Annotated in this window: 15 protein-coding genes; 5 read left to right on the forward strand and 10 right to left on the reverse strand. The window is 68.7% G+C overall.

The annotated features are described in order from the left end of the window. Nucleotides 1-14 precede the first annotated feature (14 nt). Entirely contained in the window at nt 15-1,133 is a 1,119-nt protein-coding gene (locus tag MKK88_RS22670) for a carboxylate-amine ligase (RefSeq protein ID WP_244003726.1), read from the forward strand. Between the two features lie 149 nt (nt 1,134-1,282). Here the strand turns inward: MKK88_RS22670 and der are convergent, their stop codons facing one another. The 3 genes from der to MKK88_RS22685 all read right to left on the reverse strand — a co-directional run bounded on the left by der (nt 1,283) and on the right by MKK88_RS22685 (nt 4,069). Beyond that, a complete protein-coding gene (gene der, locus MKK88_RS22675) occupies nt 1,283-2,632 on the reverse strand; it encodes a ribosome biogenesis GTPase Der (protein ID WP_244003728.1) in 1,350 nt (449 codons plus the stop codon). 29 nt (nt 2,633-2,661) lie between these two features. Further along, nucleotides 2,662-3,372 carry a tetratricopeptide repeat protein gene (locus MKK88_RS22680; protein WP_244003730.1) on the reverse strand — a complete coding sequence of 237 codons (711 nt, stop codon included), beginning with the start codon at nt 3,370-3,372 and terminating at the stop codon, nt 2,662-2,664. Nucleotides 3,373-3,457: 85 nt separating this feature from the next. Next, a complete protein-coding gene (locus MKK88_RS22685) occupies nt 3,458-4,069 on the reverse strand; it encodes an NnrU family protein (RefSeq protein WP_244003732.1) in 612 nt (203 codons plus the stop codon). Between the two features lie 245 nt (nt 4,070-4,314). On the opposite strand from MKK88_RS22685, the gene MKK88_RS22690 reads away from it, so the two are divergent. Further along, entirely contained in the window at nt 4,315-5,466 is a 1,152-nt protein-coding gene (locus MKK88_RS22690; RefSeq protein ID WP_409566697.1) for a hypothetical protein, read from the forward strand. A 55-nt stretch (nt 5,467-5,521) separates the two neighbouring features. Here the strand turns inward: MKK88_RS22690 and MKK88_RS22695 are convergent, their stop codons facing one another. After that, complete coding sequence (locus tag MKK88_RS22695; RefSeq protein ID WP_244003735.1) at nt 5,522-5,683, reverse strand: hypothetical protein; 162 nt, start codon at nt 5,681-5,683, stop codon at nt 5,522-5,524. A gap of 124 nt (nt 5,684-5,807) precedes the next feature. On the opposite strand from MKK88_RS22695, the gene MKK88_RS22700 reads away from it, so the two are divergent. Both MKK88_RS22700 and MKK88_RS22705 read left to right on the forward strand, forming a co-directional pair. Next, a complete protein-coding gene (locus MKK88_RS22700; RefSeq protein WP_244003737.1) occupies nt 5,808-6,110 on the forward strand; it encodes a hypothetical protein in 303 nt (100 codons plus the stop codon). Next, nucleotides 6,110-6,370, forward strand: coding sequence for a hypothetical protein (locus MKK88_RS22705; RefSeq protein ID WP_244003739.1), 261 nt, complete (start codon nt 6,110-6,112; stop codon nt 6,368-6,370). Before MKK88_RS22700 ends, MKK88_RS22705 begins: the two co-directional genes overlap by 1 nt. A 13-nt stretch (nt 6,371-6,383) precedes the next feature. Here MKK88_RS22705 and MKK88_RS22710 read toward each other — a convergent pair whose 3' ends face one another. The 3 genes from MKK88_RS22710 to MKK88_RS22720 all read right to left on the reverse strand — a co-directional run bounded on the left by MKK88_RS22710 (nt 6,384) and on the right by MKK88_RS22720 (nt 10,367). Continuing rightward, nucleotides 6,384-7,055, reverse strand: coding sequence for an SOS response-associated peptidase (locus tag MKK88_RS22710; RefSeq protein WP_244003761.1), 672 nt, complete (start codon nt 7,053-7,055; stop codon nt 6,384-6,386). Nucleotides 7,056-7,151: 96 nt separating this feature from the next. Beyond that, on the reverse strand, nt 7,152-8,606 hold the full coding sequence (locus MKK88_RS22715) for a PAS domain S-box protein (protein ID WP_244003741.1): 1,455 nt from the start codon (nt 8,604-8,606) through the stop codon (nt 7,152-7,154). Between the two features lie 591 nt (nt 8,607-9,197). Continuing rightward, nucleotides 9,198-10,367, reverse strand: coding sequence for a zinc-dependent alcohol dehydrogenase (locus tag MKK88_RS22720; RefSeq protein WP_244003743.1), 1,170 nt, complete (start codon nt 10,365-10,367; stop codon nt 9,198-9,200). 251 nt (nt 10,368-10,618) lie between these two features. Between MKK88_RS22720 and MKK88_RS22725 the strand changes: the two genes are divergently transcribed. After that, nucleotides 10,619-11,731 carry an alkene reductase gene (locus MKK88_RS22725; protein ID WP_244003745.1) on the forward strand — a complete coding sequence of 371 codons (1,113 nt, stop codon included), beginning with the start codon at nt 10,619-10,621 and terminating at the stop codon, nt 11,729-11,731. Nucleotides 11,732-12,020: 289 nt separating this feature from the next. Here the strand turns inward: MKK88_RS22725 and MKK88_RS22730 are convergent, their stop codons facing one another. The 3 genes from MKK88_RS22730 to MKK88_RS22740 all read right to left on the reverse strand — a co-directional run bounded on the left by MKK88_RS22730 (nt 12,021) and on the right by MKK88_RS22740 (nt 14,020). Continuing rightward, nucleotides 12,021-12,320 carry a hypothetical protein gene (locus MKK88_RS22730; RefSeq protein WP_244003747.1) on the reverse strand — a complete coding sequence of 100 codons (300 nt, stop codon included), beginning with the start codon at nt 12,318-12,320 and terminating at the stop codon, nt 12,021-12,023. Then, complete coding sequence (locus tag MKK88_RS22735; RefSeq protein WP_244003749.1) at nt 12,317-12,628, reverse strand: EthD family reductase; 312 nt, start codon at nt 12,626-12,628, stop codon at nt 12,317-12,319. The genes MKK88_RS22730 and MKK88_RS22735 overlap by 4 nt, the downstream gene beginning before the upstream one ends. Before the next feature lie 267 nt (nt 12,629-12,895). Next, nucleotides 12,896-14,020 (reverse strand): hypothetical protein, encoded by a 1,125-nt coding sequence (locus tag MKK88_RS22740; protein ID WP_244003764.1) that lies wholly within the window; start codon nt 14,018-14,020, stop codon nt 12,896-12,898. Between the last annotated feature and the right edge of the window lie 107 nt (nt 14,021-14,127).

Below are 14,127 nucleotides of genomic sequence, written 5' to 3' on the forward strand. Positions count from 1 at the left end.
TTGCGGAGACCACGATGAGCGCCCCCAGCTACCGGTTCGGCATCGAGGAGGAATACTTCCTCGCCGATGCCGAGACCCGCGGCACGCCGCGCGGCGATCTCGCGACCTTCCACGCGCGGGTGGAGGCCGAACTGCCCGAGACCGGGCGGGAGCTGGTCGCCGCGCAGGTCGAGGTTTGCACGCCGCCCCTCACCGACGCAGCGGCGGCCCGGGACAATCTCGGCGGCCAGCGGGCGCAGCTCGCCGGGATCGCTGCCGAGAACGGCCTGCTGCTTCTGGCCTGCGGCACCCATCCCCTCGCGCGCTGGGCCCGCCAGACCGCCACCGACGGGGAACGCTACCAAGGCATCCTGTCGGATGTCGGCATCGCGGCCCGGCGGGCGCTGATCTGTGGCATGCATGTCCATGTCGAGGTGCCGGACCCGGACGCCCGCATCGATCTGATGAACCGGCTGCTGCCGTTCCAGCCGGTGCTGCTCGCCCTCTCGGCCTCCTCGCCGTTCTGGCAGGGGGAGGCGACGGGCTTGCGGGCCTACCGGCTCAGCGTGTTCGGCGAGCTGCCCCGCACCGGCCTGCCGGAGATTTTTTCGGACGCCGCCGCCCATGCGCGGTTCGTCGACATCATGACCCGCTCGGGTGCCATCGCGGATGCGAGCTTTCTGTGGTGGTCCCTGCGCCCCTCGATCAAGTTCCCGACGCTGGAGCTGCGCATCGCCGACGCCTGCACACGGCTCGACGATTCGCTCTGCATCGCCGCCCTGTTCCGCTGCCTCGTGCGCCTGTGCGTGCGCCGGCCGGATCTGCATGCCGGGCTCGACGGCGTCTCGCGAGCGCTGGCCTCGGAGAACCTCTGGCGCGCCCAGCATAGCGGCGTGCAGGCGACGCTGATCGACGAGGCCCGGGGCGAGGCGGTGCCCTTTGCGGAGGCGCTGGCGGCTGTCCTCGCCCTGGTGGCCGAGGATGCGGATGCCCTTGGCTGCGCGACCGACATTGCCCGTGCCCGGACCATCGTCACGGAGGGAACGAGCGCGGACGGCCAGCTCGCCGCCTACGAAGGCGCGCTCGCCGATGGAAAGGACGAGCGCGCCGCGCTGGCGGCGGCGGTGGACTGGATCGCTGGGGCGGCGCGCTGAAGGGGCTTGCGGAACCTCGGCTGAAGACCCGCACCGTCATCACACGCGCAGCGAAGGGACCCGAGGTTGCGCGACATCCGTGAGTGTAGCGCCGACTGGGTTGCGTCGCTCCGCTCGCAAGGACGGCGCGGTTCGCCCGGTATCCCGGATCACCCCTTGTCGAATGGGTTCTGCGAGGTCCGCAAGGATAGCCGGATCGGCGTCCCCGGCAGGTCGAACGCCTCGCGCAGGCCGTTCACGAGGTAGCGGGTGTAGGATTTCGGCAGCGCATTCAGCTGATTGCCGAACAGCGCGAAATGCGGCGGCCGGCTCTTCACCTGGGTGGCGTAGCGGATCTTGATCCGCCGGCCCGACACCGCCGGGGGCGGATTGCGCGAGGTCGCCTCGTTCAGCCAGTCGTTGATGCGCGAGGTCGAGATACGGGTGTCCCAGACCTCCGAGGCCTGCACCACCGCCTGCATCAGCTTGTCGATGCCGTCGCCGGCCAGTCCGGAGAGCGGCACCACGGAGACGCCGCGCACCTGCGGCAGCAGCCGGGTGCAATCCTCGCGCAGCTGCTTCAGGAGGCCCGGCTGGTCGGCCACGAGGTCCCACTTGTTGAGGCCGATCACCAAAGCGCGGCCCTCGCTCTCCACGAGGTCGACGATGGTGAGATCCTGCTTCTCGAACGGGATCGTGGCGTCGAGCAGCACCACCACCACCTCGGCGAAGCGCACGGCGCGCAACCCGTCCGAGACCGCGAGCTTTTCCAGCTTGTCGTCGATCCGGGCGCGGCGGCGCATGCCGGCGGTGTCGTGCAGCTTGATCCGCCGCCCGCGCCACTCCCAATCCAGGGAGATCGAGTCGCGGGTGATGCCGGCCTCGGGGCCGACGAGCAGCCGCTCCTCGCCGAGCATGTTGTTGATCAGCGTCGACTTGCCGGCATTCGGCCGGCCGACGATCGCGACCTTGAGGGAGCGGCCGCCGGGGGCGTCGGCGTCGTCGTCCTCCTCGTCGTCGCGCTGGGGCAGGGCGGTGACCAGGGCCTCGTGCAACTCGCCCAGGCCCTCGCCGTGCTCGGCCGAGAATGGGATCGGGTCGCCGAGCCCGAGGGTGAAGGCCTCGTAGGCCCCGGCGAGGCCGGTGCCGCCCTCGGCCTTGTTGGCGATCAGGATCACCGGGCAGCCGGCCCGGCGCACCAGCTCGGCGAAGGGCTGGTCGGCCGGCAGCACGCCGGCGCGGGCATCGATCACGAACAGCACCACGTCGGCGGCCAGGATCGCCGCCTCGGTCTGCATCCGCATCCGGCCCGTGAGGGTCTTCTCGTCCGCCTCTTCCAACCCGGCGGTGTCGATCACCCGGAACTGGAGGCCGCCGAAGGTCACGTCGCCCTCGCGCCGGTCGCGGGTGACGCCCGGGCGGTCATCGACCAGCGCGAGCTTCTTGCCCACGAGGCGGTTGAACAGGGTCGACTTGCCGACGTTCGGCCGTCCGACGATCGCGACGGTCGGCATGTCCATGGTGGTTCTCTAGACGGTTCGTGCGGAAATTAACGCGTGATTGGCGGGGGCGGTGCGGCGGGCTCGGGCTTGGCCTCTGTCACCGTGACGGGACCACCCGCCACGAGTGCCGCGTAGACCTCGATCCGATCGCGCAGGGCCCGCGGGGTCTCGGGATCGGCCACGATCTGGTCGAACCAGCGGCCGGCCTCCTCGTAGTCGCCCTTCTTCAGGGCGGCCAGACCCAGCATCTCGCGGGCGGTGTGGCGGAACGGCGTGCCGGCGGCCAGACCCTGGAGGTTGGCGAGCGCCGGGTCCGGGTTGGGCCCGTCGAGGCGCAGGAGCGCCGCGCGGAGGCGCGCGAGGTCGCGCAGGCCGTCGCCGAGGCCGGTATCGTCGGCGAGCTTGTCGAACTCGGCCGCGCCCGCAGCCGAGTCGTGCTTGCCGGTCTCGGCCGCCGCGCGGAAGCGGGCCAGCAGCCGGTAGCCGGCGGGCGCCTGCGCCTCGATGGCGTCGAACGCCTTGTCGGCCTCCGCGACCTTGCCGTCCTTGGCGAGGCGGTTGGCGTCGTCAAACTGGACGGATGCGGTCTCGGCGGCGGCGCGCTGCTGCGCCTGCCAGTAGCGCCAGCCCGCGACCCCCGCCACGAGAAGCACGGCGAGCGCGATGATCACGCCGCTATAGCGCTTCCAGATCTGGAGAATCCGGTCGCGGCGGTAATCCTCGTCGACTTCGCGAAGGAACTCGTTGTTCTCGGCCATTCAATCCCGGGCCGCCCATGCGGCGGCCCACCTCGTAGCGCGATCGGGCCCCGCGCCTAACACACGGGCGCCGGGTTGGCGACAGTCAGGCCGTCGTGCCCGGCCAGACCGGCACGCCGATCACCGGGTAGTGCAGGTAGCGGGCGAAGATGAACCACGCCGCGGTGCCGATCACCACCGCCAGGATGTCGTTGCGCCAGCCATGGGGCGCCGCCGCGGGACCGCCATGCTGAGCTGCCACCGCTCCCGGCGCGAGGGCGCGGCGCTTGGCGCTGATCCGCGCCGTCACCGCCCAGGCCAGGAAGCCGCCGAACAGCAGCATCGAACCGAGGTCGCCGTTGGCCAGGAGATGGGCGGTCGCCCAGATCTTCACGGCGAGCAGCATCGGGTGCTTGGCCTTGGCGCGGATATGGCCGGGCAGGTAGGCGGCGGCGAGGCAGATGAAGGCCAGCAGCACCAGCGTCAGCGCGAGGTGGCGCGTCCAGACCGGCGGATCCCAGACCTGGATGTAGCCGTTCAGCCGGTAATCGTGGAAGCCGATGCCGATCAGCACGAGGCCCAGCAACGAGAGGGCGGTGTAGCCGAGCTTGTAGCGGTTCTCGCCGATCCGCCCGACGATCGCGGCGCGCCGGGTGCGGGCCATCGAGAAGGCGTGCGTGCCGAGGAACAGCACGAGCCCGAGGATCAGGAGAACCATGGGAGACTCTTGGACGGGCCAGTGGAGTGCAAGCACTCTGTAATGGTTCTCAAGCGAATCTCAGCCTGTTTGTCCAGGCGTGGCCGGGACGCAGCCGGATGGCGGCGATGAACTGGACGATCAGGATTGCTGGGCGGAGCGACGGATGCGCTGCCACGAGCTCCATCGAACGTGAGGGAACAGCGTCGCGGGATCTCCCTCTCCCCTCTGCGGGGGGAGGGTGGGCGTCGCGCTTCACTGCCGCGGTGGTGCTTCTGACCCTGATCCCCCTCCCGGCCCGCGCCGCATCCGATCCCCCGCTCTCGGCCCTCACTCTGGTCGGTCCGCCGTCGATCGTCTTCAAGGCCGGCCGCGATGCCTGCGACGGGGCCGATGTCCCGGACGCCCCGGCCCGGGCCTTCCGCGACGCGTCGGGCGCGGTGGCGCTCTACGGTATGCACTACCGCAACCGGGCGCTGCGGGGCCCGAATCTCGACCATCTCAAGCTCGACTGCACGGTGGTGCTCGACTCGGGCGAGAAGTCCGATCCGGCCGCCTACGACGACCGCTCCTGGATCACCGCCACATGGACGGAGGACGGCACCCGGGTGGCGGCGCTCCTCCACCACGAGTATCAGGCCAACGAGCATCCCGGCCGCTGCCCGGCGGGGACCTACATGGCCTGCTGGTACAACACGATCACGGCGGCCGCCTCCACGGATGGCGGCCGCAGCTTCACACGGAAAAGCCCCCCCGTGGTGGTGGCTGGCGCCCCGTTCCGGCAGGAGGTCGACCAGGGTCACCACCGGGGCTTTTTCAACCCGTCGAACATCGTGGCGGACGGGCGCTGGCGCTATGTCCTCGCCTCGACCACCGGCTGGACCCGCCCCGGCAGCGACCAGGAGGCCGGAATCTGCCTGTTCCGCAGCGACGATCCCGCCGACCCGACCCGCTGGCGGGCCTGGACCGGCGCCGGCTTCACCGCCGCCTTCCCGGACCCCTATCGGACGCCCGCACCCAAACCCGCCCCCTGTCAGACGGTCGGGCCGTTCCCGGGGCCGGTCGGCGCCGTGGTCCGGCACCGCGGCTCGGGCGCCTGGATCGCGGTATTCATGGCCAAGGCCGGCGACGGCTTTGCGCGGTCGGGCTTCTACTGGACCAGCTCCCGCGACCTGATCACCTGGGACCAGCCCCGCCTGCTCGTCGCGGGCGCGACCCTCTACGACGATCCCTGCACGGCGACCGGACCGCTGATCGCCTATCCGTCGCTGCTCGATCCGGACGCGAAGGGGCGCAATTTCGACGATGTCGGCGACACGGCGCTCCTGACCTACGCCAGCCTGCGCACGGAGGGCTGCACCATCACGTCGGACCGCGACCTGCTGCGCCGCCCGGTGGCGATCCGGGTCTGGCCTTGACCGCCATGGTCGCGGAGGCCGAGGCCTCGATCGCCGACGCCGACCGCACGCGGCTCTACTGACCGATCCGCTGGCAGAGCACAGTACCCAGCGTCACGCTCAGTGTCAGGGCGGTGGCCGAGAGCAGCATCGTGGTGGCGCGGGCATAGGCGCGGCCTGCATGGATCAGCAGGCAGCCGCAGGCGAAGATCGCGAGGGGCGGGAGCAGGTGCGACACGGGTGGCGTCCTCTCGAAACGGGCGGATGCGCGGTCGAAGAGGTGTCAGCGTTGGCCGGATCGCGTGAAAACCCGGTTAACGTCGGCTATACGGACCCTCCGACCGACCGCCAGAGGGTCCTGCATGAGCGCATCACGGATGCCCGAGGACAAGCGTGAGCAGAGGCGCGGGCAGCCTAACGCCGCGAACGCGGCTGTGCTCGGGACCGGAGCCGTCGGGGCCGGGGCGATGGGTGCCTCGGCGCTGGGCGCGTTCGCACTCGGGGTCGCGGCCTTCGGGGCGGTGGCGATCGGAGCCTTCGCGATCGGCCGCCTGTCGGTTGGCCGCGCCCGCGTGGGTGCCCTGGAGGTCGGGTCGCTGGAGATCGACACGTTGACGGTCCGGTCGCTGCGCCTGCCGGACCCGGATCATGGGGGAGAGCGCTGATGAGCGATGGAAAGCCGCCTTTCCGCCCCTCGGATGCCGTGGATGTTCTCGGCGAGACCGAGGGCGATTTCGTCCTGCCGCTCTGCTTGCCGCAGCCCAGCCTGCTGATCGGCGAGGATCTCGCCATGGTCGTGCTTGATACGATCCATGGCCAGCGGGTCGGCCTGCCGCTCAGCGCCCAGGGCGCGGCGGATCTGCACGCGGTCCTGGCAGAGGCGATCCGCCTTCTGCAGGCGCGCGACGGCGGCCCGGTTCAGTAATCGCCGCCGGACGTCAGGTCTCCTCCGTCTCCGAGGTGGCCCCGTCCGAGCGCGGGCCGCGGGCTACTTCCCGCATCGCCGCATCCGGCAGCGGGCGCTGGAGGCGGAGCGCCTCCGCGGTTGGGGCTTCGAGCCAGGTCGCCCATTCCTCCGGATGGGTCAGCACGACCGGCATCGCCTTCGGGTGGACCGGCCCGACGATGCCGTTGGCCTCCGTGGTCAGGAAGGCGAACAGCGCGTGCTCGGCGTCAACCCGGTCGGGGTTCTCCCGCTTGGTGCCCCGAACCCCCGTCCAGGGCCGCCAGATTCCCGCGAAGGCGAAGAGCGGCCTGTCCTCCGCCAGGGCGAACCAGACCGGGGTCTTGCGCGGCTTGGTGTCGGCGTATTCGCTGAACGCGGTCACCGGCACGAGGCAGCGATGGGCCGGCCCGAGCCAGGGCCGCCAATGCGGGCTCGCGACGTTGCGCACGTTGGTGATGGGCTGCTCGCCGAAGGCCTTCGGGCCGGGCAGGCCCCAGCGCAGCATCGCGAGGTCCCGGCCGTCGGCGCCGTTGCGCACCACCGGGGCCATCTGGTCGGGGAAGATCGCCGGCAGGGGCGGTAGGTTGCCGGTGCGGTCATCCGCGATCCCGAAGGCCCGGCACAGATCCGCCGGGCCGGTGCGCAGGCTGTAGAGGTTGCACATCGCGCGGTCCCGCTCGTCCCGGTCCTGCACCCGGGACCCCACGCCTTCTCGGCGCGGGGCGCGGGGCCGTCAACGCTCACAGGTGTGCGGCCGGGATCAGGCGAGGCTCCGGGCGGCGCCGCGCAGCTTCTGCGTGGCCTGGTCGGCCTCCACGGCCGATTGGGCGATCAGGCCGAGGCCGCTGGTGATCGCGCCGACCCCCTGCGCGGCCGTCTGCATGTTCGCCGACATCTCGCGCGTCACGGCGGATTGCTGCTCCACGGCCGTGGAAATGGCACCCGCGACCTCGTTGAGCCGCACGATCGTGGCCTGGATCGCGCCGATCGCCCCCACGGCCTCCCGGGTGGCCTCCTGGGTTCCGGAGATCTGCGAACCGATCTGCTCGGTCGCCCGAGCCGTCTGGTCGGCGAGTTCCTTCACCTCGGCGGCGACCACCGCGAAGCCCCGGCCCGCCTCGCCGGCGCGGGCCGCCTCGATCGTGGCGTTGAGCGCCAGCAGGTTCGTCTGGGCCGCGATGCTCTGGATCAGCGCCACGACCTCGCCGATCTGCGTGGCCGCCGTGCTGAGGCCGCCGATGATCGTCTGCGTCGCCTTGGCCTGATCGACTGCCTGTCCGGAAATCTCCGAAGCCTGCAGCACCTGACCGCCGATCTCCGTCACCGAGGCGGCCAGTTCCTCGGCCCCGGAGGCGACCGCCTGGATCTCGCTGGAGACCCGGGTCGAGGATTCCGCTGCCTGCCCGGCCTGCTGCGAGACGTTCGACGAGGCGTCCGCGATGGCGTTCAGGTCGCGGACGATCGCGCCCTGTAGATCCGCCCGGCGCTCGCGGTCCCGCGCCAGGGCGGTGACGTCGGTGGCGAACTTGACGATCTTGAGGAGGCGTCCGTCGCGATCGAAGACCGGATTGTAGGACCCCTGGATGTGGACGATGTGACCGTCCTTGGCGACGCGCCGGAATTCGGCCGTCTCGTATTGGCCGGAGGCCAAGCGGCTCCAGAAGGTCTGGTACTCGGCCCCGTCGCGGAACCCGGCCTCGATGAACAGGCTGTGGTGCCGGCCGACGACCTCCGCCAGCCGGTAGCCCATCACGGTGAGGAAGTTGTCGTTGGCGGTGAGGATCGTCCCGTCGACCCCGAACTCGATCACGGCCTGCGAACGGTTGATGGCCTTGATCTGACCCTCATATTCGATCGTGCGCCGCACCTGCTCGGTGACGTCGCTGGCGAACTTGACGACCCGGACCGGCTTGCCGCCGCGTCCGAGGATCGGATTGTAGGTGGCCTGAAGCCAGACCTCGCGGCCATCCCTGCCGATGCGCTTGAACTCGCCGGCTTGGAACGTGCCGTTCCGCAGCGTTGTCCAGAACGCCCGGTAGGCCTCACTGTCGCGATAGGCCGGATCGACGAGATGGGCATGCGACTGACCGCGGATGTCTTCGAGCTGATAGCCGAGCGCGTCGCAGAAGTTCTTGTTGGCCGTCAGGATCGTGCCGTCGAGATTAAACTCGATGACAGCTTGGGAACGGTCCAAAGCCTCGAGTTTAGATGTCATGCTCCGATCGAACACGATGGCCATTTGAATTGATCCCCCTTCTGCGGCGCCGGCTGTTGCAATGATCGCGCCGGATCTGTGTAGCCGGGATCCTCATACGATCCGCGAGCAAGATGTGTCAGTCAAATTTCGACGATCCCCAAGTTAATCCGTGATTTAAGATTGCAGATTGATCTGAATCAAGAGATTTTCCAAGCATAATTCGAGAGCACATTACAGAGTGCTGTACCGATACAAATTAATTTTGAGCATTATAACCCAGATCTGGCATCAATTTCTGTTGTAAGGGGAGCGTCTCTGTCATCGATGCACGTCGTGGGCGAATGAGATGCAGACATGCGCTGGGCGGCTCTCGCGGATGGCGCCTGAGAGCCTGTGTCCGTCGGACCCGCCGGCCCTGTTCGTCGCGCGCCGATTCGATCCAGATCCCTCCAACGGGCGGCCGTCGCGCGCCCGCTCCCAGGACCTGTGCCGGCCGGGGTACCGTGGAATCCGGTCCGGCGAAGGCGGAAACAGCAGGAGGTCCGGGCGGTGATGAACCGCCCGGACCATGAGATGAATCGTCGATGGACCGACGCCGTCCGCGTCGGATCAGAGGTGGAACACCACCTTCACGCAGCCGTCCTTCTTGTCCCGGAAGGCCTTGTAGAGGTCCGGCCCGTCCGCGAGGTTCTGCGAGCGGTGGGTGATCAGGGAGGTCATGTCGATCTTGCCCTCCTGAATCAGCTTGGTCAGCGGCTCCAAGTAGCGCTTCACGTGGGTTTGGCCGCTCTTGAGGGTCAGACCCTTCTGGACGATCGAGCCCATGTTGATCGGGATCGGGCCACCGTAGACGCCCGGCACCGAGACGATGCCGCACGGGCGCACCGCCTTGATCGCTTCGGCCAGCGCGTAGGGCCGCTCCGTAGCGGTGAGCTTCTCCTGCACCGTGGAGAGGACTCCGGTGATGCCGCCGTGGCCGGCGCTCGCCTCCATGCCGACGCAATCGATGACGCCGTCAGCACCCTGGCCCTTGGTGATCTCCTTGATGCGCTCGAACACGTCCTCGTTCATGAAGTCGATGATGTCCGTTGCCCCGGCCTTCCGGGCGAGGGCGATGCGCTCCGGCACCGTCTCGATGGCGATGATGCGCTCGGCGCCCATGATCTTGGCCGACTGGATGGCGAAGATGCCGACCGGCCCGGCACCCCAGATCGCGATGGTCTCGCCGCCCTGGATCTCGCAATGCTCGGCGCCCTGCCAGCCCGTGGGCAGGATGTCGGTGAGGAACAGGACCGACTCGTCGTCCATGCCGTCTGGCACCTTCATGGGTGCAACGTCCGCCATGGGCACACGGACATACTCGGCCTGTCCGCCCGCGTAGCCGCCGGTGAGGTGCGAATAGCCGAATAGTCCGGCGGTCGTGTAGCCGAACTGCGCTGCCGCCATCTCGGCATTGCGGTTCGAGCGCTCGCACACGGAGTAGTTGCCGAGCTTGCACTGCCGGCAGGAGCCGCAATTGATGTTGAAGGGGACGACGATCCGGTCACCCTTCTTGAACTTGGTGAAGCCCTGGCCGACCTCCACGACTTCGCCCATGAATTCGTGACCGAGCACGTCGCCGTCCATGGTGGGCATGAGCCCGTCCATCAGGTGGAGGTCCGAGCCACAGATCGCGCAGCTCGTGACCTTGATGATCACGTCGCGGGAATCTTCGATCTTCGGATCCGGGACCGTGTCGCAGCGGATATCGTTTCGGCCGTGCCAACACAGTGCCTTCATGGCGAAAGTCTCCACAATCTTGGAAATGAGGGCCGAGCGCGGCCGTTTTAGGGGTCAAGCCCGGCACGGTACGGCCAAGTTCCAACCCGTCGGGGTTCCGCCGTGGGGTGAGTCGGAGATGCACGCCCCGTGTGGAACCTTGACCCGGCCGTGGGGGGTTGTTGGCTCGGTGGGGCGCTCCGGCGCCCCGTGAGGACGTGACGTCGCGAGCCCCGGCGCCTGTCCGCTTGCAGCCCGAAGCGGGAGCCCCGATGCCGAATAGCCCGATCCTTCAGCCCGTCACGATCAATGGCCTGAGCCTCAAGAACCGCGTCGTGATGGCACCGCTCACCCGCAGCCGTTCGGATAATGACGGCGTGCCGCCGGATTTCGCAGCCGACTATTACGGCCAGCGGGCGAGCGCCGGCCTGATCATCGCGGAGGCGACCAACATCTCACCCCAGGCCGTGGGCTATGCCTACACGCCGGGGATCTGGTCCGACGTGCAGGTGGATAGCTGGTCCCGGATCGTCCGGACCGTCCACGCCAATGACGGGCTGATCTTCCTGCAACTCTGGCACACCGGCCGGATCTCGCATCCCGACCTCCAGCCGGGCGGGGCGCTGCCGGTCTCGGCCTCGGCGATCAAGCCGGAGGGAACCGCCTTCACGCGCGAGGGCATGAAGCCCCACGTGACGCCCCGCGCTTTGGAGACGGACGAGATCCCGGGCATCGTGGCCGATTACCGGCGCGCCGCGGAGAACGCCAAGCGGGCCGGGTTCGACGGGGTCGAGATCCACTCGGCCAACAATTATCTGCTGGAGCAATTCGTCCGCGATTCGACCAATCGGCGGACCGATCGCTATGGCGGCTCCATCGAGAACCGCCTGCGCTTCCCGCTGGAGGTGGTCCGGACGGTGACGGAGGTCTGGGGCGGCGGCGACCGGGTCGGCATCCGGATCTCCCCCGCCACCACGCAGCCGGGGGAGACCCCCTTGGACTCCGACCCGAACGCGACCTACGGGGCCTATGTCGATGCGCTCAACGGGTTCGGGCTCCTCTACGTCCACGCGATTGAAGGGGTGACGCAACAGACGCGCGATGCGCCGGAGGGCGTCGATCTCGCCGCGCTACGCCATCGGTTCAAGGGCGCCTATATCGGCAATAACGGGTTGACCCTGGATCTCGCCGAGAAGGAGCTGTCCGAAGGCCGGGCCGATCTCTTCAGCTTTGGTCGGCCCTACCTTGCCAATCCCGATCTCGTGGAACGGTTCGCCGTCGGTGCGCCGGTGGCCGAGGCACCGAAGGCTTACTGGTACGGCGGTGGCGCCAACGGCTACTCCGACTGGCCAGGCCTGAACGGGCCGGTTCCCGTTCGCCGATGAACGCGTAAAGGCCGGCGAGGTCTGGACAGGATCGTTGGTTTAAAAATGTTTCACGTGAAACACCGGTCTTAACCCAGGCTTTACGGTTGAGCGACGGCGACTGGACGGCTTCCACGCGTGCAGGGAAGTTGGTCCGGCGCCGCTTTCGAATCGAAGTGCGCGTCGGGGGCGGGGTCGACGACCACCGGCCACGACGCGAGAGCGTAAGTCTTGCGGCCGTCCAAACCTCAGACTGCGTCTCAGGATCGGACGGCTGAAACGTTGCCAACACTCCGGCAGCGTAGGGACATCACGCCTCGTCCGGCAGCGGATCGCCGGTCCAGGTCGTCGCGAAGGCGGCCAGTTCCCGTGCCTCCGCGAAAGCCATGACGCTCACCGCCCGCTCGGTCGGCGCCGCCCCCGGATAGGGCGCGAGGAGGATTTTCACCCGCGCGAGGCGACCACCCGGCGCATGGGCCGACAGCCAAGCCTCCGCCTCCGGGGTCAAACGATCCGGCCCGTCCAGGGCTCGCGAATCGCCCCGCAGGACGATGACGTAGGTGCCCAGGCTCGGATCGGCCCCCTGGACCGCCTTGACGATATCGATCACGGGCTTTCCGCGAAATCGTTGAGCTGAACCTGCGCCTGGGCCTGGGTGAAGTTCGGGATATCGGCGAAGATCTCGTTGCCGTGGGCAGCCACAGCCTTCTGGAAGGCCTCCGCCGACGCGAAGGTCAGCAGCGCCATGACCTGGAACGGCGCAGGGCCGCCGTCCGGTGTTCCGGCGCCCTTCACCACCTTGGCATCGTGCAGGCCGAGCGCCGACCAGCGCTCCCGCACCAACGGCATGTGATGGCTGAGATAATAGCCCATGTCGAAGCTTGGGCCGGTCGGGTACATCACGCTGACCAGGATCATGTCATTCCTTCTCCCTCGACGGGGTTCGGGCCACCCATCATGCGGCAGGGTGGTGGGCTTCACAAAGCGTCCCTACGGCTGCGCCCTGCCAGAACGGGACGAAGCGTACCAATCGCTGTCCGGATGGCTCGGTTGCGTTGATCGCGCCGAGACCGGGATCTAGGGCAACGGCGTCGGGAAGCGAGCGTTTCCCGGGCGCCCTCGCGGGTCCCGTCCAGGCGTGACGCTCCGGAGCGGATATCCCGTCCCAATGACGGACCGTCCGGTTTAGGGCGCGCGCCGGGGCAGGCCGACATCGCCCACCGGCACGAATTTCTGCGCGCGCTTGCCGGTATCGACCTCGGTGGTGAAGACATCCCCGTGCGAATCGACCGCGAGGTTGTGGATCCAGTGGAACTGGCCCGCCATGCGCCCGTTCCGGCCGAAGGCGCCGACAACCGCGCCGGTGGCGCGTTCGAGGGTGCGGACCTCGTTGTTGGCCCCGTCGGCGTTGAGCAGGTAGGTCTGGTTCGCATCCGGCCACAGGGCCAACTCCCAGACCGAGCCGTTGGCGCGGGTGTTCTTCTCGACCAAGAATTCCGTGACGAAGCTGCCATCCTTCTTGAACACCTGAACGCGATCGTTGGTCCGGTCGCAGACATAGACCAGCCCATCCTTGGCGATGCGCACGCAGTGAACCGGATTGGCAAATTGCCGGGACGGCGCAGCCGCCGGATCGTAGGGGCCGAGCTTGTCGTCGGTCGGCGGCTTACCGTAGGCGCCCCACATCCGCTTGAACGCGCCGGTATCCCGGTCGAACACGATGAGGCGGTGGTTGTAATAGCCGTCCGCCACGTAGACCTCGTTGGCCGCCATGTCGAAATCGACATTGGCGGGCTTGCCGAGCCGGCTGGTGTCGCGGCTGTCGGTCTGCGGTCCGGACTTGCCGATCTGCAGCACGAACTTGCCCTCGGGGGTGAACTTCAGGAGCTGCCCGTCCTGGTCGCCGTTCCCGGCGATCCAGACGAAGCCCTGGCCGTCGATCTGGATGCCGTGCTCGTTGGTCGGCCAGTCGTAGCCGGTGCCGGGGCCGCCCCAGCTTCGCAGCAGGGTGCCGGCCTGATCGAACTCCAGCACCGGCGGGGCCGGCTTGCAGCATTTGGTCCGGGGCGGATCGAGGCTCGCGGCCTTCTCGTCGTCGGTGAGGGTGCGCGGCCGCTGGATCACCCAGACATGGTCCTGCGCGTCCACGGCGACGCCCGCGGCCTGACCCAGGATCCAGTCATTCGGCAGCGGCTTCGGCCAGTTCGGATCGACCTGGAAGCGCGGGGGATCGGCGGCCGGTGCGGGGTTTGTCAGGGCGAGCAGGCAGGCGAGCGCCGGCAGCGTGGCAGAGATCCTGGTCGAGATCATCGGGGCGTATCCTCCCGCGCCTGTCCCGGCGCTCCGCCCCAGCATGCCGCCCCGATCCGGCGGGATCCAGCCGGTCGGGGCGGGCTTCGGTGACAGAGGAGGCCTGC

It is taken from the genome of Methylobacterium sp. E-005 (assembly GCF_022829725.1).
Lineage (GTDB): Bacteria > Pseudomonadota > Alphaproteobacteria > Rhizobiales > Beijerinckiaceae > Methylobacterium.

Bases quoted from the DNA above. Each gene is read 5' to 3' on its own strand.
- MKK88_RS22710 (WP_244003761.1), bottom strand. From the start codon at position 7,055: ATGTGCAACCTCTACAGCCTGCGCACCGGCCCGGCGGATCTGTGCCGG.
- MKK88_RS22680 (WP_244003730.1), bottom strand. From the start codon at position 3,372: ATGGCCGAGAACAACGAGTTCCTTCGCGAAGTCGACGAGGATTACCGC.
- der (WP_244003728.1), bottom strand. From the start codon at position 2,632: ATGGACATGCCGACCGTCGCGATCGTCGGACGGCCGAACGTCGGCAAG.
- MKK88_RS22720 (WP_244003743.1), bottom strand. From the start codon at position 10,367: ATGAAGGCACTGTGTTGGCACGGCCGAAACGATATCCGCTGCGACACG.
- MKK88_RS22670 (WP_244003726.1), top strand. From the start codon at position 15: ATGAGCGCCCCCAGCTACCGGTTCGGCATCGAGGAGGAATACTTCCTC.
- MKK88_RS22715 (WP_244003741.1), bottom strand. From the start codon at position 8,606: ATGACATCTAAACTCGAGGCTTTGGACCGTTCCCAAGCTGTCATCGAG.
- MKK88_RS22740 (WP_244003764.1), bottom strand. From the start codon at position 14,020: ATGATCTCGACCAGGATCTCTGCCACGCTGCCGGCGCTCGCCTGCCTG.
- MKK88_RS22705 (WP_244003739.1), top strand. From the start codon at position 6,110: ATGAGCGATGGAAAGCCGCCTTTCCGCCCCTCGGATGCCGTGGATGTT.
- MKK88_RS22735 (WP_244003749.1), bottom strand. From the start codon at position 12,628: ATGATCCTGGTCAGCGTGATGTACCCGACCGGCCCAAGCTTCGACATG.
- MKK88_RS22700 (WP_244003737.1), top strand. From the start codon at position 5,808: ATGAGCGCATCACGGATGCCCGAGGACAAGCGTGAGCAGAGGCGCGGG.
- MKK88_RS22725 (WP_244003745.1), top strand. From the start codon at position 10,619: ATGCCGAATAGCCCGATCCTTCAGCCCGTCACGATCAATGGCCTGAGC.
- MKK88_RS22685 (WP_244003732.1), bottom strand. From the start codon at position 4,069: ATGGTTCTCCTGATCCTCGGGCTCGTGCTGTTCCTCGGCACGCACGCC.